The sequence below is a fragment of the Allobosea sp. AK1 genome (assembly GCF_006714945.1).
GTDB classification, from domain to species: Bacteria; Pseudomonadota; Alphaproteobacteria; order Rhizobiales; family Beijerinckiaceae; genus Allobosea; species Allobosea robiniae.
In genome coordinates, this window is the sequence record NZ_VFMG01000001.1 from 2,061,558 (window position 1) to 2,080,738 (window position 19,181).

The window sequence follows — 19,181 nt, forward strand, 5'->3', positions numbered from 1 at the left end:
CGGAGCGCCGCCGGCCGCAGCTCCGGAAACAGCCGACATCAATCGCCCTTCAGCTTCGAGAGGCCGTCCTGGGTATAGGTGATGCCGCTATTGCCCTGGATCAGGATGATGTCGCCCCAGGCATCCTTGTAGCTCAGCTCCTTGAAGCCCTTGGTGTCCTTGAACTCCTTGGCGAGCGCCGAATTCAGGAAGTCGAAGCTGAGGAAGGCCTGCTTGATCTTGGCCTGCAGCTCGGGCTTGAGGTCATGCGCGAGACCGAAGGCCGTGCGCGGGAACGGGCTCGATTCATAGACGATGCGGATGTCGTCGCGCTTGAACATGCCGCGATCGGCCATGCGCTCGACCACGCTGGAGGCGACGGGCGCGGCATCATAGTCCTTGTTGACCACGCCCATGATCGAGTTGTCGTGCTTGCCGGAATAGAGGACCTCGTAGTCCTTGCCGGGCACGACGCCCTTCTCCTTGAACAGGATGCGCGGCGCGGTATCGCCCGAGTTCGAGGACGGCGCGACATGGGCGACGCGCTTGCCCTTGAGATCGGCGATGGTCTTGATCGGCGAGTCCTTCGGCACGATCAGCTGGAGCGTATAGCCGATCGAATCGTCCTTCTTGGCCATCGCGACGATCGGCACGAAGCCGGCGAGGTTGACCGCGAAGGGCGTCGGGCCGCTGGCGACGCCGGCGATATGGAGGCGGCCGGAGCGCATCGCCTCGACCTGCGCGGCGTAAGACTCGGCGCCGAACCACTTGATCTTCTTGCCGGTGACCTTGCTGAGATGGGCGAGGAAATCGGCAAAGACGTTCTCGTAGACCGACGGGTCCTCCACCGGCGTGTACGAGAAGATCAGCGTGTCCGGGTCCTTCTGCTTCGCTGGATCGGTCGGGGTATCGGCCAGCAGGTCGCGATTGGCGTCGCAATAGCGGGCATCGAGCGTCCCGCGATTGGCGCAATCCTGCGCCTTCACCGGGCCGGCGAGCCCGATCCCGAAAGCGAGCAGGCAAAGGGACGCGATCTTGGCGCGCAGCATGGCAACCTCCCTGGAAGCGGCGGCGCCCTGACGGCGCTCGTGTAAGATTTCTTCCATCCTGATCAAAAGCGATCACGGGCGCAAGAGTGCCGGCTAAGAATTGAAGGCGAAAAGCCGCTTCAGGCCACGAGCCAGCGCGCGCCGCTGCGCTCCCAGCTTTCGCGCAGGCGCGGGCCGGGCTCGGCATCGACGACGATGAGGCTCAGCGCCTCTGCCGGCGCGACGCGGGCCGTGCCGATCTGCTCGAACTTGCTGTGGTCGGCCAGCGCCAGGCTCTGCCGGGCGCGGCCCATCGCAGCTTGCCGCACCGCGATCTTCTCGAGGTCGAAATCCATCGGCGCGCCGTCATCATCGAAGCCGCCGAGGCCGATGATCGCATAGTCGAAGCGGAAGCCCATGATGCTGGCGATCGCGGCCTGCCCGACGAGGGAACCGTTGGCGCCGCGCGTCGTGCCGCCGGTCACCACCACGTCGAAGACGCCGTGATTGCAGAATATCTGGGCGACTGAGACGCTCGCGGTCACCACCCGCAGGCCGGGCTTGTTGATCAGCGCGCGCGCGGCCGCCTCGACCGTCGTACCGACATCGAGGAAGACCGAGGCGCCGGGCGGCACGATCCGCGCCACCGCCGCGCCGATCCGCTCCTTGCCGCGCGGCGAGACGGTGAGCTTCTGGGCATAGGCCGAGCGGATGCCGCCGGAGGCAAGCCCCGCCCCGCCATGGAAACGCTGCAGGAAATTGCCGGCCTGCAGGCGGATGATCTCACGCCGGACCGTCTGGGCCGAAACCCCGAAGCGCTCGGCCAGGGTCTCGATCGTGGTGAAGCCGAGCTCCTGCACGAGGTCGAGGATCTGCCGCTGGCGCGAGGTCAGGGTCTCGGTATCGGGAGCGGAAGGGCTCATCGCATGTCCGTGCCAGACGTGCCGGGCACGGGAAGGCCGCCCGGCCACGCGCGTATGATAGCCGCCCGACGCGAAATGCAAGCGGCGGCGCGAAGCGTTCAGCTGCCGCTCATCCACAGCGCATGGAGCGATTGCGCGATGGCGAAGCCGCTGACCGCGAGCAGGATCACGATCGCGACGATGCGATAATGGCGCTGCAGGGCGGAGCGGAACAGGCGCGTCCCGATCACCTGTCCAAGGAACAACGCGGGAACCGTCACCGCCGCCAGCAGCGCCGTCGAGGTCCCCAGAAGTCCGGACGCCCCCGCGAAACCGATCGCGACCGTGTCGGAGAGCAGGAAATACAGCACGATCGAGGCGCGCCCGACATGCATCGCCGTCTGGGCGTTGAGATAGAACAGCACGACGGGCGGGCCGCTCATCGCGGCGGCGCCATTGAGCAGGCCGGAGAGGATGCCGACGCCGAAGGTCGCAGGCGCGCCCGGCTCGCGGCTTGCTTTCAACCCGGCGGCGAGGGCGCAGGTCGTCGCGAGCACCACGAGCGCGATGACGAGACGCATCACATCGGCCGGCAGAGCCGCGAGGCCATAGAGCCCGATCGGCGTCGCCAGCAAGGCGCCGCCGACGAGCAGCAGGACCGAGCGCAGATGCGCCGAGCGCCACAAGCCCGGCAGCAATTGCAGACTGCCGACCACCTCCAGCAAAAGCACCATCGGCACGGCCGTGACGGGATCGGCGATCACGGCGAGCAGCGGCACGGCCACCAGCGCAAAACCGAAGCCGGTATAGCCGCGCATGATCGCCGTCAGGAAGACGACGAGGATGCAGGCGCAAACCTGCCCCGTGCTGAACGGCTGCAACAACGCGGCAATCGTCATGAAGCCCCCGTCGAATCGGCCGCTGCCGCATTGGCGTGGCCGAATCCTCTGCCCGCGACGGGCGAGGCTGTATAGCAGGCTGTCAGAGAACCGGTGCCGCCTGCTTGCCGAGCTCTTCGGCCGGCGGAATCCGGCCGTCCTCGAACCAGTAGGACGCGGCCGCGCGCGACATCGCCGCCCCGTCATGGCCGATGCCGCCGACCGTGATCAATTGCCAGTTGCAGGGCATGCCGAGGCGTGCCGCTTCGGCTCGGCCGAATTCCAGCATGTTATGGGCGCGGCCATAGCGATGCGGCCCCTGCGCCAGGGCTTCCGGCTGCGACGGCAGGTTCGGGTCGTCGGTGACGATGTCGCGGTCACCCGCGAAGAGGATCATCGGATAGGCGAGCCAGCGCACGAGCGCCGTCTTGTCGAGCCCGAGCCCGCCGAGTCCTTCCGGGAAATTGCGCTCCGGCGTCGGCAAGGTGTACCAGCCGGGATTGGACGCCATCGCCGCTTCGAACAGCGCGCCGCCCTCCGTCGCCAGCATGCGATGCACGAACTGGCCGCCGGCCGAATGGCCGAAGATGCGGATGACAGGTTGGTCGATCACGCCGGCAGCGCGCAATGCGTCGAGCACGCGGCCGGGCACCGCATAGAGCCATTCAGCGCGCGGCGCCACGGCGCCATCCGTCGTGATGACCAGGCCATTATTATAGCCCTCGGCCTTCGGGAAGGGCTCGTTCGGGAAGGTCGGCGCGACGATCAGCAAATTGTGCTTCTCGGCCGCATCGATCCAGAAGTCGCGATAGTCGTCGCCATTGCGCAGCATGCCATGCTGCACGACGATGACCGGATCATTCGGCTGATGCCGTGCCGGGCGGTAGAAATTGACCTCCAGCGGCTTGTCCGGATGGCTCGCATCGATGAAGGGCAGCGCGCTGCGCCCGACCGGCGGGTTGAGGGTCTTGGTGGTCATGCGGCCTCCGGAGCCTTGTGCAGATGGCAGGCGGCGCTGCGGCCGGGCGCGATCTCTGTCAGGACCGGCCGGACCTCGCGGCAGACCGGCATCGCCTGCTCGCAGCGCGGATGAAACGGGCAGCCGGGCGGCGGCGCCAATGGGGAGGGCAACTCGCCCTTGAGCGGCTGGAAGGCGCGCTTGCGCCGCGCCGCCGAGGGAATCGCCGCGATCAGCGCCGCACTATAGGGATGCGCCGGCTCGGCGAAGATCTCCGCCGCCGTGCCGATCTCGACGATGCGGCCGAGATACATGATCGCGACGCGATCGCTGATATGCCGGACGAGGCCGAGATCATGGCTGACGAAGAGATAGGTCAGGCCGTGGCGCTCCCGCACATCCATGAACAGGTTGATGACCTGCGCCTGGATCGAGACGTCGAGCGCCGAGACCGGCTCGTCGCAGACCAGGAAATCCGGCTTCACCGCAAGCGCCCGCGCGATGCCGATGCGCTGGCGCTGGCCGCCGGAGAACTGGTGCGGATAGCGCTCGCGATAGGCGAGATCGAGCCCGACCTCGCTCAGCGCCTGGTCGACGGCTCCATCGATCTCCGCCTTCGGCAACAGCTTGTGGACGCTCAAGGCCTCGCCGACGATGCGACTGACCTTCATGCGCGGATCGAGCGAGGCATAGGGGTCCTGGAAAATCATCTGGACCTTGAGCAGGAAATCGAGGCGCTCCTTGCCCTTCAGGCCCGCCACAGGCTGCTGTTCGTAGACCACCTCGCCGGTCGTCGGCTTCAGGATGCCGGTGACGACACGCGCCAGCGTGGACTTGCCGCAGCCGGATTCGCCGACGAGGCCGAGCACCTCGCCGCGCTTGACGCTGAGATCGATGCCGTCGACGGCGCGCAGGACCGGCGGCGCCTTGCCACGTCCGGTCGCCATCAGGATGCGTTCGGCCAGCGTCGGCTTGCGGCGGAAATGCTTGGTGATGCCCTTGAGCTCGATGATCGGGGCGCTGGTCTGGGCACTTGTCGAAGCACTCATGCCGCTTCTCCCACCGGCACCGGATTATGGCAGCGGAAGCGATGCGCGCCATCGCCTGTCGTTTCGGGGTCGTGCTCGGCGCAGATCGGCTGGACGCGCGGGCAGCGCGGCCGGAACGGGCAGCCGCTCGGACGCGCGTCGATGCGCGGCGCCACGCCGTCAATCTGGTTCAGGCGTGCGCCGGGCGCGACATTGGCGGCCGAGGAGTTGAGCAGGCCGAGCGTATAGGGATGGCGCGGAGCGTCGAGCACCGCGTCGACAGGCCCGATCTCGACGACGCGGCCGGCATACATCACGGCGACCCGGTCGGCGAGTTCGGCCACCACGGCGAGATCATGCGTGATCCAGAGCACGGCCGTCCCGGTCTCGCGCGCAAGCTTCTGCACCTCGAACAGGATCTGGCTCTGGATGGTGACGTCGAGCGCCGTCGTCGGCTCGTCGGCGATGATCAGGTCGGGCGCGTTGAGCAGCGCCGTCGCGATCGCGACGCGCTGGCGCATGCCGCCGGAGAACTCGTGCGGGAACTGCTTGAGCCGCGCTTCCGGCGAGGAGATGCCGACGCGAGCCAGCGCCTTCGCCGCTTCGCCGAGCGCCTCATCGCGGCTGCAATCGCGATGCTCCAGGATCGCCTCGCTCATCTGCTCGCCGATGCTGAGCACCGGGTTCAGCGTCATCAGCGGATCCTGGAAGATCATGGCGATGCGGTCGCCGCGAAGATCGCGCAGGCGCTCCTCGCTGGCAGCACGCAGATCCTCGCCGCCGAAGCTGATCGTGCCGGCGACGATCTCACCTGGCGGATCGATCAGGCGCACCAGCGAGAAGCCGGTCACCGACTTGCCGGACCCGGACTCCCCGACGAGCCCCAAAACCTCACCGCGCGAGACGCTGAGATCGACGCCGTCGACGGCAGGCCAGGCGCCGTCGACCGCATGGAAAACGGTTCGGAGGCCGCGGACCTCGAGCAAGGGGTCGGTCGTGAGATCGGTCATGAGCGCACGTTGAAGCTGCGGCGCAGCCGGTCGCCGACGAGGTTGAGCGAGCCGATCAGCAGCACCAGCGCGATGCCGGGAAAGACCGCGATCCAGTATTCGCCGGAGAGCAGGAACTCGAAGCCATTGGCGATCAGCAGGCCGAGCGAGGGCTGCGTCACCGGCACGCCGACGCCGAGGAAGGAGAGCGTCGCCTCCAGCGTGATCGCGCCGGCAATGCTGATCGAGGCGACGACCAGAACCGAGCCGACCGAGTTCGGCAAGAGATGCGCGATCATGATGTGCCGGGTCGGCAGGCCGAAATTCAGCGCCGCCTCGATATATTCCTTGCGCCGTTCGACCAGCGCCGACGCGCGCATCAACCGAGCGTACTGCGCCCATTGCACGAGGATGATGGCGAGGATGACCTTGTCGACCCCGCGTCCGATCGAGGCGAGCAGCACGAGCGCGATCAGGATCGAGGGGAAGCCGAGCATGAAGTCGACGACGCGCATGATCACCGCATCGACCACGCCGCCGAACTGCGCGGCGACAAGCCCGGCCGAGATGCCGATGAAGAGCGCGCCCAGCGTCGCGGTGAGCCCGACCATCAGACTGGTGCGCAGGCCGTAGAGGATGGCGCTCAACATGTCGCGCCCTTGCGAATCCGTGCCGAGCCAGTAGGTCATGCCGTTCATGCCGGCCTCGCCCGGCGGCAGGCGGTTATCCATCACGCTGAGCGAAGCGAGATCATGCGGATTCTGCGGCGCGATGACCGGCGCGAGCAGCGCCAGCGCCACCATGATCCCGAGCAGGATCGCCGCGCCGCGCGTCGTCGGCCGGTTGCGGATGCGCCGCAGCACCTTTTCGCGGAGCGGCGTGTCGGCATAATCGGGGACGGCCGGAGCCTTGGCCTCGGCGCTCATGCCATCTCTCCCGTCAGCTTCACGCGCGGGTCGAGCGCGGCATAGAGGATGTCGACGAGGAAGTTCACGGTGACGAAGAGCAGCGTCGCCAGCAGGACATAGGCGACGACGACGGGCCGATCGAGCTGGTAGACCGAGTCGATCAAAAGCTTGCCCATGCCCGGCCAGGCGAAGACCGTTTCGGTGATCGTCGAGAAGGCGACGAGGCTGCCGAACTCGATGCCGATTACGGTGACGACCGGGATCAGGATGTTGCGCAGCACATGCCGGCCGACGACGCGGCGCGGCCTGACGCCCTTGGCGCGGGCATATTTGACGTAATCCTGCGTCATCGCCTCGGTCGTGCCGGCGGCGACAAGACGGATCATCAGAGCGATCTGGGGTATGGCGAGGTTGATCGCCGGCAGCGCGAGATGGGTGAGGCCGTCCCGGGTCAGAAGGCTGGTCTGGATGCCCAGGACGGAGACCGTCTCGCCGCGGCCTGCCGTCGGCAGCCAGCCCAGCACCACCGCGAAGAGCAGGATCAACATCATGCCCTTCCAGAAGCTCGGCAGCGAGAAGCCCAGCACCGTACCGCCCATGATGATGCGCGAAGGCCGGCTGTCCGGGTCGAGCCCGGCATAGAGGCCGACCGGAACGCCGGTGACGATGGCGAGCGTCATCGAGAGCAGCACGAGTTCGAAGGTCGCCGGCAGGCGGCCGAGGATCAGCTCGATCGCCGGCACGCCATGCACGAAGGAGCGGCCGAGATCGCCCTTCAGCGCATTGCCCATGAAGACGAAATATTGCTGCCAGACCGGCAGGTCGAGACCGAGGCGGCGGACCAGCGCCTCGCGTTCGGCCGCACTGGCCGATGGCGAGACGAGCAATTCGACGGGGTCGCCGATGCCGTAGACGGCGAAGAACACCACGACCGAAACCGCGAGCAGCACGAGCACGCTCTGGATCAATCGCTGCAGGACATAGGCGGTCATGACGCTCGACCGGCTCCACTGAATGGTTCGCGGGCCGCCCTTGGCGGGCGGCCCGGCTTGTCGATGGGTTGTCGGCCGACGGTTACTTGGCTTTCGGCTTGACCGACATCGCCAGCATGTACTGGTCGGCGCGGCCCTTGACGTCGAGCTCGGACTTGAAGGCCCAGATGCCGCTCTCGAAGTGCAGCGGGATGAAGGCGTAGTCCTCGACGACGATCTTGCCGGCCTCCTGCAGGAGCTGCGAGCGCTTGTTGTCGTCGAGCGTCGAGATCGCCTCGCGGATCAGCTTGTCGAACTGGTCGTTCTTGTAGCCGCCATAGTTCGATCCGCCGATCGTCTTGGCCTCGTTCGGGGTCGGCGGCCACTGGCGCAGGAAGGAGGCCGCCTCGCCGGTTCCGGAGCCCCAGCCGCCGATCGCGACGGAGAATTCCTTCTTGGCGCGGCGCGGGAAATAGATCGCGCGGGTCATCGCGTCGACCTCGGTCTTGATGCCGATCTGGGTCAGGTACTGCGCGACGGCCTGGGTGATCTGGCTGTCGTTGATGTAGCGGTCGTTGGTGGTCGAGAGCGTGAGCTGGAAGCCCTTGGCATAGCCGGCCTCGGCGAGCAGCTTCTTCGCCTGCGCCGGGTCATAGGCCAGCTTCGGCGGGTTCGGCCGCGTGCCGGACATGCCGGTCGGCAGGTACTGGTAGGCCGGCTCCGCCGCACCGTCCATGATGCGCTTGACGATGGCATCGCGGTCGATGGCGAGCGACATCGCCTTGCGGACGCGCAGGTCCTTCAGCGGATTCTTGCCGTCCTCGGACTTGACGAAGGGGCTCTGGTCGCGGGCGACGTCGAGCTGGAAATAGACCACGCGGGTCGAGGGCGTGATGACATGGCCGAAGCGCTTGTCGCCCTTGATCCGGCCGAGATCGCGCGCCGCCGGGTTCTCGATCACGTCATAGTCGCCGGCAAGGAGACCCGCGAGACGCGGGCCGGCATTGGTCACCGGGAGCAGGCGCACGGTCGCCCAAGGCTCGGCCTTGCCCCAATAGGTCGGGTTGCGCTCGAGCTCGATCGCCGATCCCCTCACATAGGACTTGAGCTTGTAGGGGCCGGTACCGATGGCGAGCGTGCCGTCGTTGAAGCCGGTCACCGTCGGCCAGGGGCCGGTGACGCCGCAATTCTTGGCGATGTCGTAGCTGATCGGGCCGTGCTCGACGATCGAGGCCGAGAGGATGCTGAGGCCCGAAAGCAGGTTGGGCAGCAGCGGCTCGGGCTCCTTCGTGTTGATCACCAGCGTCTGCGCGTCGGGCATTTCGACCGAGGCGAAATTACCGGTGATATCGGCGAATGAATCCGAGACCTTGGTCTCGTTCTTCAGCGTGCGGCAGAAGGTGAAAACCACGTCCTCGGCGGTGAAGGGCTTGCCGTTGGTGAACTTCACGCCGTCGCGCAGCTTGAAGGTCCAGCGGTTCTTGCCGTCGTTCTGCCAGGAGGTCGCGAGGTTCGGATGCAGCTTCTGCTGTTCGTCCTGGCGCACCAGCGAATCGAAGATGTGCTGGGCCAGCGCATTGTTGGGAGAGAGATCATGGTAGTGCGGATCGACCGCCGTCGGCTCCGACGACAACGCGATGCGCAGCGTCTGCGCCGAAACCGCCGTACCGGCGAGACAGGCGGCCGCGAAAGCCGCGAGGAAAAGGGGTTTACGCATGGTGTGGTCCGCTCCCGATTGAGAACCGCTTTTGACAGCTTTATTTTCGTCCAGTAGCAAACATGAAAATTTTCGAACGTCAATCGGGTAGCCGCGCATGTCACAGGGCCTGAAGCCGACGACGGATCTCTCGAACCGGATCGCCCGGATCTACCCCTCGCTGAGCAACGGCCACCGCCGTGCCGCGGACTTCGTGCTGCAGCATCCGCTCGACGTCGCGACCATGACGATCGAGGGGCTGGCCGAGGGCAGCGGCACCTCCAACGCGACCGTGACGCGCTTCGTCCGGGCGCTCGGCTATGGCGGCTATGGCGAGTTCCGCGGCGCGCTCTCGGCTGCTCTGAAATTCGCCCATGACCCGGTCGACAATTTCGCCGGCGCTCGCTCCGCCGCCGGCTCGATCTTCGCAACCTTCACCGCCGCGCTCGCCGACCAGAACGCCAATCTCCAGGCCGCCCGCGACGGGCTCGACGAGGCGTCCGTGACAAAGGCCGTCGAGCTGCTGCTGAAGGCGCCGCGCGTCTTCATCGCCGCCTCGGGCGCGAGCCATCATGTCGCCTCCTTCCTGGAGGACGGGCTGGCGCTCTATCTCGATGCCGACGTGACCTTCGCCTCCTCGCGCACCGGGCCGGAGCGCGCCATCCGACACATGATGTCGGCACGCCCGGACGACCTCGTCGTCGCGATCGCGGTGCCGCGCTATTCACGCGCCACGCTCGATCTCGCGACCTTCGCCAAGAAGCGCGGCGCCGCGCTGCTGGCCCTGACCGACAGCCCGACCTCGCCGCTCGCTCCCGTCGCGGACGTCACCCTGTTCGCACCCGCCCGCAGCAGGCTGCTGCCGAATTCGCCGACCGCGGTCTTCGCATTGGTGGATGCGCTCATCGCCGCCATCGCGCGGGAGCGCCCGGACGCGGTCGAAGCCCTGAAGGAGCTGAGCGAAAATCTGCTCTGGACGTTCCACCAGTAGCGGACAGGAGGCTCAGGCGGCTCCGATGCGCGCTGCCGCGAAGCGCTCGCGCAGCCAGCGCGCTGCCGGGCCGCAGGGACGCTGCTTGTGCCAGACCATTTCCAGTGCGACCGGCAGGTCGAAATTGTCGAACTGAAGATCGGGCGTGACGAGATCGGCCGTCACCGGCGAATTCTCGATGACGTAGCTGGAGACGAAGGCCCAGCCGATACCCTGCTTGACCAGTTGCAGGATCACCCAATGGCTTTCGACCCACCAGACCTCGGCCGCGACGCGCAGGCGCTGCTTTTCCGGCCCGTCGCCACGCGCCGCGACGAGGATCTGGCGATGCCGCTTCAGTTCTTCCCAGTCGACGCGGGTGCCGGCGAGCGGATGGCCCTTGCCGCAGACCAGCTTGATCGGTACCCAGCCGACCGTCTGGAAGCCGAGCTCCGGCGGCAGCACCTCCTGGCGCCACATCACGCCGATATCGGCCTGGCCCGCGAGGACGAGCTGGCTGACATCCTCCATCAGGGGGAACAGCAGCTCCAGTTCGACATGCGGGAAATGCCGCGCGAAATCGGCGAAGAGCGCGCCCAGCAGATGCTCCGGATAAAGCTCGTCGATGGCGACGACGAGCCGCGTCTCGACATGGCTCTCGAAGCTGCTGGCGACGCCGATCAGGTGTTCGCGGCGGTCCAGGATGACCCTGGCCTCGCGCAACAGGCGCTCGCCTGCCGCCGTGAGCACGGGATTGCGACCGGCGCGACTGAACAATGCGACGCCCAGATCCTCTTCCAGATTGGCGACCTGCGTGCTCACCGCCGACTGCGCCTTGCGCAAAGCCCGCCCCGCTGCCGAGAAGGAACCCTGCTCGGCGGCCGCGACAAAGGCTTCCAGCTGCTCGAAGGAGAGATTCATCTATCTGACAATCAGATATAACCTAACTTGAGAAAGCCAGATTTGACGATAGAAGGCTGCGCGTCAACGAGAACAACAGGTGTTTCGGATGTCCATGCGTTCTTTCCCCGACCGGGTTCGCCATACGGCGCTGTTCGAGGTGCTCGGGCTTGCGCTGGTGATCCCCGGCGGCGCCATGCTCTTCAACCTGCCGGCAACGCATATGGGCGTGATCGGCGTCGGCTCGGCCACCGTCGCGACGCTCTGGAACTTCGTCTACAATCTCGGCTTCGACCACGCGATGCTTCGCTTCATCGGACACACCCGCAAGAGCCTGGCGTTGCGCGTGCTGCATGCGCTGCTGTTCGAAGGCGGTCTGCTGGTCCTGCTGCTGCCGCCTATGGCCTGGTATCTCGGCATGGGCCTGTGGGAGACCTTCCTGATGGACCTCGCCATCGTGGTTTTCTACGTGGTCTACGCCTTCCTCTTCAATCTGGCCTATGACCGGGTCTTCCCGATCCCCACGGTGCCGCAAATGGCCGCAGCCTGAGCCTCTTTGCCGCTCTGACCGGCGAAACTCTCCGGTTTCCCCTCTGCGTGCCGGCAGCCTATGCCACGGCAGCCATGGACATTCGCCGGCGATCGTATTTTGATCGAAGCGGAACCACCGGGACGGCCTGCTCCGTCCCGGCCGGGATTGCGTGACGCGGCATCAGGCCGCGCCGGGGAGAAGCGATGACAGGTAAGATCTATGACGGCCCGGGCGCGGCGCTCGAAGGGCTGCTTTTCGATGGCATGACGATCATGTCCGGGGGCTTCGGCCTGTCGGGCAACCCCGAGAGCCTGATCCCGCAGATTCGCGATTCCGGCGTGAAGAACATCACCGTGATCTCGAACAATGCCGGCGCCGACGGCTTCGGCCTGTGGATGCTGCTGCAGACCCGCCAGATCAGGAAGATGATCGCGTCCTATGTCGGCGAGAACAAGCTGTTCGAGCAGCAGTACCTCGCCGGCGAACTGGAGCTGGAGCTGAACCCGCAGGGCACGCTGGCCGAGCGCATCCGCGCCGGCGGCGCTGGCATCCCGGCCTTCTACACCAAGACCGGCGTCGGCACGGTCGTCGCCGAGGGCAAGCCGGTCGAGGAATTCGAAGGGCAGCTCTATGTCCGCGAAACCTGGCTGCGCGCCGACCTCGCCATCGTCAAGGCCTGGAAGGCCGATACCGCCGGCAATCTCGTCTATCGGAAGACCGCGCGGAACTTCAATCCGAACATGGCGACCGCCGGCAAGGTGACGGTGGCCGAGGTCGAGGAGATCGTGCCGGTCGGCTCGCTCGATCCGGAGGCGATCCACACGCCCGGCATCTATGTCGACCGCGTCATCAAGAGCACGATCAACGAGAAGAAGATCGAGAAGCTGACCGAGCGCAAGAGGGAGGCCGCCTGATGTCCTGGACCCGCGAAGAGATCGCAGCCCGCGCCGCCAAGGAGTTGAAGGACGGCTTCTACGTCAATCTCGGCATCGGCATCCCGACGCTGGTGGCGAACTACATTCCCGACGGCGTCAACGTCACCTTGCAGTCCGAGAACGGCCTGCTCGGCATCGGCCCCTTCCCCTATGAGGGCGAGGCCGATCCCGACCTGATCAATGCCGGCAAGCAGACCATCACCACCCTCCCGAGCTCGAGCTTCTTCTCCTCGGCCGACTCGTTCGCGATGATCCGCGGCGGTCATATCGACCTGACCATCCTCGGCGCCATGGAAGTGGCTGCGAATGGCGACATCGCCAACTGGACCATCCCCGGCAAGATGGTGAAGGGCATGGGCGGCGCGATGGATCTCGTCGCCGGCGTGAAGAAGGTCATCGTCGTGATGGAGCACGCCAACAAGGCGGGCGAATCCAAGGTGCTGGAGCGCTGCACCTTGCCGCTGACCGGTGCGGGCGTGGTCGACCTCATCGTCACCGATCTCTGCGTGATGAGCTGCGCCAAGGAAAACGGCGGCGGGCTGACCCTGGTCGAGCTCGCGCCAGGCGTCACGCTCGACGAGGTCAAGGCCAGGACCGGCGCACCCTTCACCGTCGCGCCAAGCCTCGCAAAGGCCGCGTGAGCGGGTTCCTTCGCTCCAGGCCGGCGACGACCCCAGCCATGCTGGCCGCGTTCTCGGACGCGGCCACGTTGAGTTCTGCGCTCGCGTTCGAGGCCGAACTCGCACGCGCCGAGGCAGCCGAGGGTCTGATCGGCACCGAGACTGCCGAAACGATCGCGGCGCTCTGCGCCACGATCGCCATCGATCCCGCCGAGCTGGCGGAAGAAGCGGCGCTCGCCGGCACGCTGGCGATTCCCTTGGTCGCGCGCCTGCGTGCCGCCCTGACCGGCGAGGCGGCCAAGGTCCTCCACAAGGGCGCGACCAGCCAGGATGTCGCGGATACCGTTCTGGCCTGCCAGATCCGTGCTGCGAGCAGCCTGCTCGACCGCGACCTGACGCGCATCACAGCAGCGCTGGCCACCCACGCACGGCGCCATGCCGAGACCCCCGCCATCGGCCGAACGCTGTTGCAGGACGCATTGCCGATCGGCTTCGGCCTGCGCATCGCGCATTGGCAGGCCGGTGTGGCGGAAGCTGCGAACCGCCTCCGCAGCGAAGTGGAAACAGGGGCGACCTTGCAATTCGGCGGGGCCGCCGGCTCGCGTGCCGGTCTCGCCGGCAAGAGCGCGGCCGTCTCCGCCCGCCTCGCCGCGGCGCTTAACCTGCCCGATGCACCGCCCTGGCACGCGCGCCGCGGGGGCATCGCCGGGATCGCGACGGCGCTCGCCATTGCGATCGGCGCGCTCGGCAAGATGGCGCGCGACGTCTCGCTTCTCGCGCAGAACGGTATCGGTGAGGCCCACGAGCCGGCGATCCCCGGCCGCGGCGGCTCATCCGCCATGGCCCATAAGCGCAACCCGACCGGCTGCCAGATCGCGCTCTCCGCCAGCCTGCGCGCACCCGGCCTCGCTGCCGGCATCCTCGCAGGCCTCCCCGCCGAGCAGGAACGCGGCCTCGGCGGCTGGCAGGCGGAAGGCCCGGCGCTGGCCGAGCTCTTCCTGCTCGCCGCCGGCGCAACTGACGCCATGGCGGCGGTCGCGGAAGGGCTGGAGATCGACGAGGCCGCCATCGCCCGCAATCTCGCGGCAGCCGGCCTTGGCAGCGACATCGGCGAGAGCGCAGGCTTGGTCGCCGCTCTGCTCGCGCAGGACGATTGAGGAACGGACGATGCCTTTCGCAGCGAGCAATGACGCCCGCATCTACTGGAAGCTCGAGGGCACGGACGACAAGCCCGCCCTCGTCCTGCTCAACTCGATCGGCACCGATCTCGGTTTGTGGGATGCCGCGATGCCCGCCCTGCTGACCACATTCCGGGTGTTGCGGCTCGACACGCGAGGCCATGGCGCCTCCGATGCCCCGGGGGGCGACTATTCCCTCGCCCTTCTGGCCGACGATGTCGCCGCGGTCATGGACAGAGCCGGCATTCCGCAGGCCGCGATCGCCGGCGTCTCGCTCGGCGGCATGATCGCGATGGAGCTGGCGCTGTCCCGGCCCGAGCGCGTCTCGGCGCTGGCGCTGATCTGCACCTCCGCGACCATGGACAAGACAGCCTGGCAGGACCGGATCACCAAGGTCCGCACCGGGGGCACTGCGGCGATCGCCGATCTCGCCATGCAGCGCTTCCTCTCGCCCGCCTTCTCCGCCGGCCAGCCGGCCATCACGGAGAGCGTCCGGCGCAACCTCGTCGCCATGAACGGCGAGGGCTATGCCGGAGCCGGCGCCGCGATTCGCGACATGGAGCTGATCGGCCGTATCCCCAGCCTCACCTGTCCGACTCTCGTGATCGTCGGCGAGCGCGATGCTTCCACACCCTTCGCCGGCCATGGCGTGAACCTTCTCGCCGCCATCCCTGGCGCGACGCTTGAGCGGCTCGATTGCGGACATCTCGCGCCGCTCGAAGCCCCCGCCGCGCTCGCCGGCGCCCTGCGCGCCTTCCTCTCGCCCGGCCCTGGCACCGCGGATGCGGCGGAAGCCCTGTTCGAAGCCGGCCTCAAGAACCGCCGCCGCGTGCTCGGCGACGACTGGGTCGACCGATCGCTCGCTAACCGCACGCCGTTCAATGCCGATTTCCAGGCGATGATCACCCGCATCGCCTGGCAGGAGATCTGGAGCCGGCCCGGCCTCGACGACCGCACGCGCCGCCTGCTCGTCCTGGCGATCACCGCAAGCCTCGGCCGTTGGGAGGAATTCCGCCTCCATGTCCGCGCCGGCCTGACGCGCGGCGGCTTTACCCGCGACGACCTCAAGGAGGTGCTGATGCAGACGGCGATCTATGCCGGCGTCCCCGCCGGCAACACCGCCTTCGCCGAGGCCGCCGCGGTAATGAAGGAGATCGAGGCGGCCGGGTAAATCGTCTCAGGCCTTCGCTCGGTAATCCGAAGGCGACACGCCCGCCCGCTTGGCGAAGAACCGCGAGAAATAGGCGGGATCGGTGAAGCCGAGCCGGAACGAGATCTGCGAGATCGACATCGCGGTATAGACGAGGTCGCGCCGCGCCTCGATCATCAACCGGTCCTGGATGACCCGCGCGGCGGAACGGCCGAGCAGCTCCCGGCAGGAACGCGACAGATGCGGCACGGAGACGCCGAGCTCGCGCGCGTGATCGTCGAGTGAATCATGGTGCTGGAACCGCCTCTCGACGCGCTCGACGAAACGGCGCACGAGCCCGGCGCGCGGGTCCTTGGCCGGCTCGCCACTGGCCTTCGCGCCGCGCATCGCCCGCACGAACCAGGAAGCGATGAGATCGGCATAGGCCCCGAGCGAAAACTCGCGCGCCGGCAGGTTGGCGGCAAACTCGCGCATGGCAAGCTGCATCAGGGCTTCGAGCATTGTCGCCTGCGCGCCTGACGCAGCCACCGACAGCACGGCCGGCGCCCCGAGCAGCGAACGCGCCTCCGGCTCGCTCTCGAACAGCCGCCTCAGCGAGGTCGCGGCCGCGCTGGCGACGAAACCGTCCGTATCTTCCAGAAACGCGAATTCATGGATGGTCGAGGGTGGCAGCAGGAGGGCCGCGCCCGGCGCAAGCCGATGGTCGCGCCCGTCCACGCGCGTCCGCCCCCCGCCCTGCGTGACCAGGAAGAACTGGAAGAGGTCGTGATGCAGATGCGGCTGGATCGTCCAGCCATGGAGCGAGCTGCGCGCCACGATCGGCTCGATATGGAGCGCGTCAGGAAAGCGTTCCGCCAGACGCTCGCCATAGAGCCAATAAGCAGGGACGATGGTCGCGGGCATGCCGACCTCAGGATCGATTTGTCCAAGACACTGCGCGTTTCCTCCATTCCGTCAACTGCCCGTCAGGGCTTAGCCTCTTCACGCGGATCGAACGGTGCAAGCCGATCGCTTCGCGGGAGGAAAAAAGAACAATGCGGACGCAGGTCGCCATCATCGGCGCGGGGCCCGCGGGACTGCTGCTCGGGCAGCTCCTGTCGCGCGCCGGCATCGACAACGTCATCCTCGAACGGCGCAGCGCCGACTATGTGCTCTCGCGCATCCGCGCCGGCGTGCTCGAACAAGGCATGGTCGATCTCCTGCACGAGGCCGGCGTCGGCGCACGGCTGGATCAGGAGGGCCTGGTCCATGACGGCTTCTCGCTCGCCTTCGGCGGCACGCTCCATAGGCTGGATCTGAAAGACCTGAGCGGCGGCAGAACGGTCACCGTCTACGGCCAGACCGAAGTGACGCGCGACCTGATCGAGGCTCGTCAGGCGCTCGGCCGCCCCACTGTCTACGAGGCCGAGAACGTCGCGCTCCATGATTTCGACGGCGCCGCGCCGCGCCTGACCTTCCAGGCGAACGGGGAGCAGCAGGAGCTGCACTGCGATTTCATCGCCGGCTGCGACGGCTATCACGGCGTCTCCCGCGCCTCCGTCCCGGCGCGCTCCCTGCAAACCTTCGAGCGCGTCTATCCCTTCGGCTGGCTCGGCCTGCTGGTCGACAGACCTCCGGCTGCTCATGAGCTGGTCTACGCCAATCACGAACGCGGCTTCGCGCTTTGCTCGATGCGCTCGGCCGAGCGCAGCCGCTACTATGTCCAGGTCCCGCTCGAAGAGAAGGCGAGCAACTGGTCCGACGACGCGTTCTTCGACGAACTGCGCCGCCGCCTGCCGGCCGAGGTCGCCGAAGCGGTGATAACCGGCCCCTCGTTGGAGAAGAGCATCGCGCCGTTGCGCAGTTTCGTCGCCGAGCCGATGCGTTTCGGCCGGCTCTTCCTGGCGGGCGACGCCGCCCATATCGTGCCGCCGACCGGCGCCAAGGGCCTCAATCTCGCCGCCAGCGACATCCGCTATCTCTTCGACGCCTTTCGCGAGCATTATCGCGACGGCTCGGATGCCGGGCTCGACGGCTACTCGGCCCGCGCACTCGCCCGCGTCTGGAAGGCGGAGCGCTTCTCCTGGTGGATGACCGGCCTGCTGCATCGCTTCCCGGAGCGCGACGGCTTCGACCAGCGCATCCAGCAGGCCGAGTTCGATTATCTCGTGCATTCGCGCGCGGCAGCGACGGCCGTCGCCGAGAACTATGTCGGCCTGCCGTACTGAAGGCCGTCTTGCCCTTGCGGCAGAAAATTGCGTTGGTGACGACAAGAGGCTTGGCGCCATGGCGGCGACCGGCCCGAAGAGCTAAAGCAGTGCCGAGTCAGGCAGGATCGGGAGGAGATGAAATGACCAAGGGTTTCCTGAACAGATTGCTGCCCGCGAGCGCGCTGGCACTGGCCGGAGCGCTCGCGCTCGGTGCTTCCGCCTGGGCCGATACGATCAAGGTCGGCATCATCGGGCCGTTCTCCGGCCCCTTCGCCCTGCAGGGCAAGAACTTCCAGGCCGGCGCCGAAGCCTGGCTGGCCCAGAACGGCAAGACCGTTGCCGGCCACGATATCGAGCTGGTCTATCGCGACCTGCCGACCGCCAATCCGCAGCAGGCCCGCGCGCTGGCGCAGGAGCTGATCGTCCGCGACAAGGTGCAGTATCTCGGCGGCGTCTATTTCACGCCGGATGCGATGGCGATCACCCCGCTGCTGAAGCAGGGCAATGTCCCGCTGGTGATCTTCAACGCCGCGACCTCGGCGATCATGAATTCCTCGCCGCTGGTCGTACGTACCTCCTTCACCCTGGGGCAGACCACGACGCCGCTCGGCAAGGCGGCAGTGGAGCGCGGCGTCAAGAAATTCGTCTCGATCGTCAGCGATTACGGTCCGGGCGTCGATGCTGAGGGCGCCTTCAAGAAGGCGATCGAGGCGGCTGGCGGCGAGGTCAAGGAAGCGATCCGCATTCCCCTCAACACCACCGAGTTCAGCCCGATCATGCAGCGCATCCGCGATGCCGGGGCCGAGGGCGTCTTCGCCTTCCTGCCGTCGGGCCCGCCGACGCTCGGCTTCGTCAAGGCTTTCAGCGACACCGGCCTGAAGAAGGCGGGCGTCAAGCTCTTCGCGCCGGGCGACCTGACCCAGGAATCGGACCTGCCGGCCCTGGGCGAGGCGGCAGCCGGCCTGATCACCTCGTTCCACTATGCGGTCTCGCATGAATCGGAGATCAACAAGCGCTTCGTCGCCGCAGCCGAGAAGGCGATCGGTGCGCCCGATCTGCTCTCCTTCCCCGCGGTCGGCGCCTATGACGGGATGTTCGTGATCTCCAAGATGATCGCGGCCACAGCCGGCAAGCAGGATGCCGAGAAGGCGGTCGAGGCGGTGAAGGGGCTCGGCTGGGAAAGCCCGCGCGGCCCGGTCAAGATCGATCCGGAGACCCGCCACATCACCCAGACGATCTATCTGCGCGAAGTCGCGAAGGATGCGCAGGGCCGCTGGATCAACAAGGAGATCGCCAGCGTGCCGGAGCAGAAGGACCCCGGCCTGGCGAAGTAATACCCTCAGCCTGAAACGCGGCGGGAGCATGCGAGC

The 19,181-nt window shown here is 67.1% G+C and carries 19 protein-coding genes; 8 read left to right on the forward strand and 11 right to left on the reverse strand.

Translation table 11 applies throughout. The features are described from left to right. Positions 1 to 38: 38 nt before the first annotated feature. From phnD to FHT98_RS10330, 9 genes are all read right to left on the reverse strand, one after another. Entirely contained in the window at positions 39 to 1,028 is a 990-nt protein-coding gene (gene phnD / locus FHT98_RS10290) for a phosphate/phosphite/phosphonate ABC transporter substrate-binding protein (RefSeq protein WP_142113962.1), read from the reverse strand. Positions 1,029 to 1,147: 119 nt separating this feature from the next. Then, positions 1,148 to 1,930: a DeoR/GlpR family DNA-binding transcription regulator gene (locus FHT98_RS10295; RefSeq protein WP_142113963.1), complete on the reverse strand. Its 783-nt coding sequence runs from the start codon at positions 1,928 to 1,930 to the stop codon at positions 1,148 to 1,150. A gap of 98 nt (positions 1,931 to 2,028) precedes the next feature. Next, positions 2,029 to 2,808, reverse strand: coding sequence for a sulfite exporter TauE/SafE family protein (locus tag FHT98_RS10300; RefSeq protein ID WP_162766148.1), 780 nt, complete (start codon positions 2,806 to 2,808; stop codon positions 2,029 to 2,031). Between the two features lie 82 nt (positions 2,809 to 2,890). After that, positions 2,891 to 3,766 carry an alpha/beta hydrolase gene (locus tag FHT98_RS10305; RefSeq protein WP_113584427.1) on the reverse strand — a complete coding sequence of 292 codons (876 nt, stop codon included), beginning with the start codon at positions 3,764 to 3,766 and terminating at the stop codon, positions 2,891 to 2,893. Continuing rightward, positions 3,763 to 4,794: an ABC transporter ATP-binding protein gene (locus FHT98_RS10310; RefSeq protein WP_113584428.1), complete on the reverse strand. Its 1,032-nt coding sequence runs from the start codon at positions 4,792 to 4,794 to the stop codon at positions 3,763 to 3,765. The genes FHT98_RS10305 and FHT98_RS10310 overlap by 4 nt, the downstream gene beginning before the upstream one ends. Then, entirely contained in the window at positions 4,791 to 5,783 is a 993-nt protein-coding gene (locus FHT98_RS10315) for an ABC transporter ATP-binding protein (RefSeq protein WP_091860698.1), read from the reverse strand. The genes FHT98_RS10310 and FHT98_RS10315 overlap by 4 nt, the downstream gene beginning before the upstream one ends. Next, entirely contained in the window at positions 5,780 to 6,688 is a 909-nt protein-coding gene (locus tag FHT98_RS10320; RefSeq protein ID WP_061966266.1) for an ABC transporter permease, read from the reverse strand. The genes FHT98_RS10315 and FHT98_RS10320 overlap by 4 nt, the downstream gene beginning before the upstream one ends. Further along, positions 6,685 to 7,662 (reverse strand): ABC transporter permease, encoded by a 978-nt coding sequence (locus FHT98_RS10325; protein WP_061966267.1) that lies wholly within the window; start codon positions 7,660 to 7,662, stop codon positions 6,685 to 6,687. Before FHT98_RS10325 ends, FHT98_RS10320 begins: the two co-directional genes overlap by 4 nt. Before the next feature lie 82 nt (positions 7,663 to 7,744). Continuing rightward, positions 7,745 to 9,358, reverse strand: coding sequence for an ABC transporter substrate-binding protein (locus FHT98_RS10330; protein ID WP_142113964.1), 1,614 nt, complete (start codon positions 9,356 to 9,358; stop codon positions 7,745 to 7,747). Between the two features lie 97 nt (positions 9,359 to 9,455). Here FHT98_RS10330 and FHT98_RS10335 point away from each other — a divergent pair, with 97 nt between their 5' ends. Continuing rightward, positions 9,456 to 10,328: a MurR/RpiR family transcriptional regulator gene (locus tag FHT98_RS10335; RefSeq protein WP_061966269.1), complete on the forward strand. Its 873-nt coding sequence runs from the start codon at positions 9,456 to 9,458 to the stop codon at positions 10,326 to 10,328. Positions 10,329 to 10,340: 12 nt separating this feature from the next. Here FHT98_RS10335 and FHT98_RS10340 read toward each other — a convergent pair whose 3' ends face one another. Beyond that, complete coding sequence (locus tag FHT98_RS10340) at positions 10,341 to 11,228, reverse strand: LysR family transcriptional regulator (protein ID WP_142113965.1); 888 nt, start codon at positions 11,226 to 11,228, stop codon at positions 10,341 to 10,343. A gap of 88 nt (positions 11,229 to 11,316) precedes the next feature. On the opposite strand from FHT98_RS10340, the gene FHT98_RS10345 reads away from it, so the two are divergent. The 5 genes from FHT98_RS10345 to pcaDC all read left to right on the forward strand — a co-directional run bounded on the left by FHT98_RS10345 (position 11,317) and on the right by pcaDC (position 15,643). Beyond that, on the forward strand, positions 11,317 to 11,757 hold the full coding sequence (locus tag FHT98_RS10345) for a PACE efflux transporter (protein WP_142113966.1): 441 nt from the start codon (positions 11,317 to 11,319) through the stop codon (positions 11,755 to 11,757). Between the two features lie 185 nt (positions 11,758 to 11,942). Next, a complete protein-coding gene (locus FHT98_RS10350; RefSeq protein ID WP_142113967.1) occupies positions 11,943 to 12,653 on the forward strand; it encodes a CoA transferase subunit A in 711 nt (236 codons plus the stop codon). Further along, on the forward strand, positions 12,653 to 13,315 hold the full coding sequence (locus tag FHT98_RS10355) for a 3-oxoacid CoA-transferase subunit B (RefSeq protein ID WP_142113756.1): 663 nt from the start codon (positions 12,653 to 12,655) through the stop codon (positions 13,313 to 13,315). Before FHT98_RS10350 ends, FHT98_RS10355 begins: the two co-directional genes overlap by 1 nt. Positions 13,316 to 13,353: 38 nt before the next feature. Beyond that, complete coding sequence (locus tag FHT98_RS10360) at positions 13,354 to 14,451, forward strand: lyase family protein (RefSeq protein ID WP_210244357.1); 1,098 nt, start codon at positions 13,354 to 13,356, stop codon at positions 14,449 to 14,451. Positions 14,452 to 14,461: 10 nt separating this feature from the next. Further along, positions 14,462 to 15,643 (forward strand): bifunctional 3-oxoadipate enol-lactonase/4-carboxymuconolactone decarboxylase PcaDC, encoded by a 1,182-nt coding sequence (gene pcaDC, locus FHT98_RS26725; protein WP_142113969.1) that lies wholly within the window; start codon positions 14,462 to 14,464, stop codon positions 15,641 to 15,643. A gap of 6 nt (positions 15,644 to 15,649) precedes the next feature. On the opposite strand, the gene FHT98_RS10370 is transcribed toward pcaDC, so the two are convergent. Next, the gene (locus FHT98_RS10370; RefSeq protein WP_142113970.1) at positions 15,650 to 16,525 is read right to left on the reverse strand and encodes a helix-turn-helix domain-containing protein; all 876 of its coding nucleotides are present in this window, start codon (positions 16,523 to 16,525) and stop codon (positions 15,650 to 15,652) included. 131 nt (positions 16,526 to 16,656) lie between these two features. Between FHT98_RS10370 and pobA the strand changes: the two genes are divergently transcribed. Together pobA and FHT98_RS10380 are read left to right on the forward strand one after the other, a co-directional pair. Next, positions 16,657 to 17,829 (forward strand): 4-hydroxybenzoate 3-monooxygenase, encoded by a 1,173-nt coding sequence (gene pobA / locus FHT98_RS10375; protein WP_142113971.1) that lies wholly within the window; start codon positions 16,657 to 16,659, stop codon positions 17,827 to 17,829. Positions 17,830 to 17,951: 122 nt separating this feature from the next. Next, on the forward strand, positions 17,952 to 19,145 hold the full coding sequence (locus FHT98_RS10380; RefSeq protein WP_142113972.1) for an ABC transporter substrate-binding protein: 1,194 nt from the start codon (positions 17,952 to 17,954) through the stop codon (positions 19,143 to 19,145). The last annotated feature ends 36 nt before the right edge of the window (positions 19,146 to 19,181 follow it).

Bases quoted from the DNA above. Each gene is read 5' to 3' on its own strand.
- FHT98_RS10340 (WP_142113965.1), bottom strand. From the start codon at position 11,228: ATGAATCTCTCCTTCGAGCAGCTGGAAGCCTTTGTCGCGGCCGCCGAG.
- FHT98_RS10315 (WP_091860698.1), bottom strand. From the start codon at position 5,783: ATGACCGATCTCACGACCGACCCCTTGCTCGAGGTCCGCGGCCTCCGA.
- FHT98_RS10295 (WP_142113963.1), bottom strand. From the start codon at position 1,930: ATGAGCCCTTCCGCTCCCGATACCGAGACCCTGACCTCGCGCCAGCGG.
- FHT98_RS10300 (WP_162766148.1), bottom strand. From the start codon at position 2,808: ATGACGATTGCCGCGTTGTTGCAGCCGTTCAGCACGGGGCAGGTTTGC.
- FHT98_RS10305 (WP_113584427.1), bottom strand. From the start codon at position 3,766: ATGACCACCAAGACCCTCAACCCGCCGGTCGGGCGCAGCGCGCTGCCC.
- FHT98_RS10345 (WP_142113966.1), top strand. From the start codon at position 11,317: ATGTCCATGCGTTCTTTCCCCGACCGGGTTCGCCATACGGCGCTGTTC.
- FHT98_RS10320 (WP_061966266.1), bottom strand. From the start codon at position 6,688: ATGAGCGCCGAGGCCAAGGCTCCGGCCGTCCCCGATTATGCCGACACG.
- phnD (WP_142113962.1), bottom strand. From the start codon at position 1,028: ATGCTGCGCGCCAAGATCGCGTCCCTTTGCCTGCTCGCTTTCGGGATC.
- FHT98_RS10330 (WP_142113964.1), bottom strand. From the start codon at position 9,358: ATGCGTAAACCCCTTTTCCTCGCGGCTTTCGCGGCCGCCTGTCTCGCC.
- FHT98_RS10335 (WP_061966269.1), top strand. From the start codon at position 9,456: ATGTCACAGGGCCTGAAGCCGACGACGGATCTCTCGAACCGGATCGCC.
- FHT98_RS10310 (WP_113584428.1), bottom strand. From the start codon at position 4,794: ATGAGTGCTTCGACAAGTGCCCAGACCAGCGCCCCGATCATCGAGCTC.
- pcaDC (WP_142113969.1), top strand. From the start codon at position 14,462: ATGCCTTTCGCAGCGAGCAATGACGCCCGCATCTACTGGAAGCTCGAG.
- FHT98_RS10380 (WP_142113972.1), top strand. From the start codon at position 17,952: ATGACCAAGGGTTTCCTGAACAGATTGCTGCCCGCGAGCGCGCTGGCA.
- FHT98_RS10325 (WP_061966267.1), bottom strand. From the start codon at position 7,662: ATGACCGCCTATGTCCTGCAGCGATTGATCCAGAGCGTGCTCGTGCTG.
- FHT98_RS10350 (WP_142113967.1), top strand. From the start codon at position 11,943: ATGACAGGTAAGATCTATGACGGCCCGGGCGCGGCGCTCGAAGGGCTG.
- pobA (WP_142113971.1), top strand. From the start codon at position 16,657: ATGCGGACGCAGGTCGCCATCATCGGCGCGGGGCCCGCGGGACTGCTG.
- FHT98_RS10370 (WP_142113970.1), bottom strand. From the start codon at position 16,525: ATGCCCGCGACCATCGTCCCTGCTTATTGGCTCTATGGCGAGCGTCTG.
- FHT98_RS10355 (WP_142113756.1), top strand. From the start codon at position 12,653: ATGTCCTGGACCCGCGAAGAGATCGCAGCCCGCGCCGCCAAGGAGTTG.
- FHT98_RS10360 (WP_210244357.1), top strand. From the start codon at position 13,354: ATGCTGGCCGCGTTCTCGGACGCGGCCACGTTGAGTTCTGCGCTCGCG.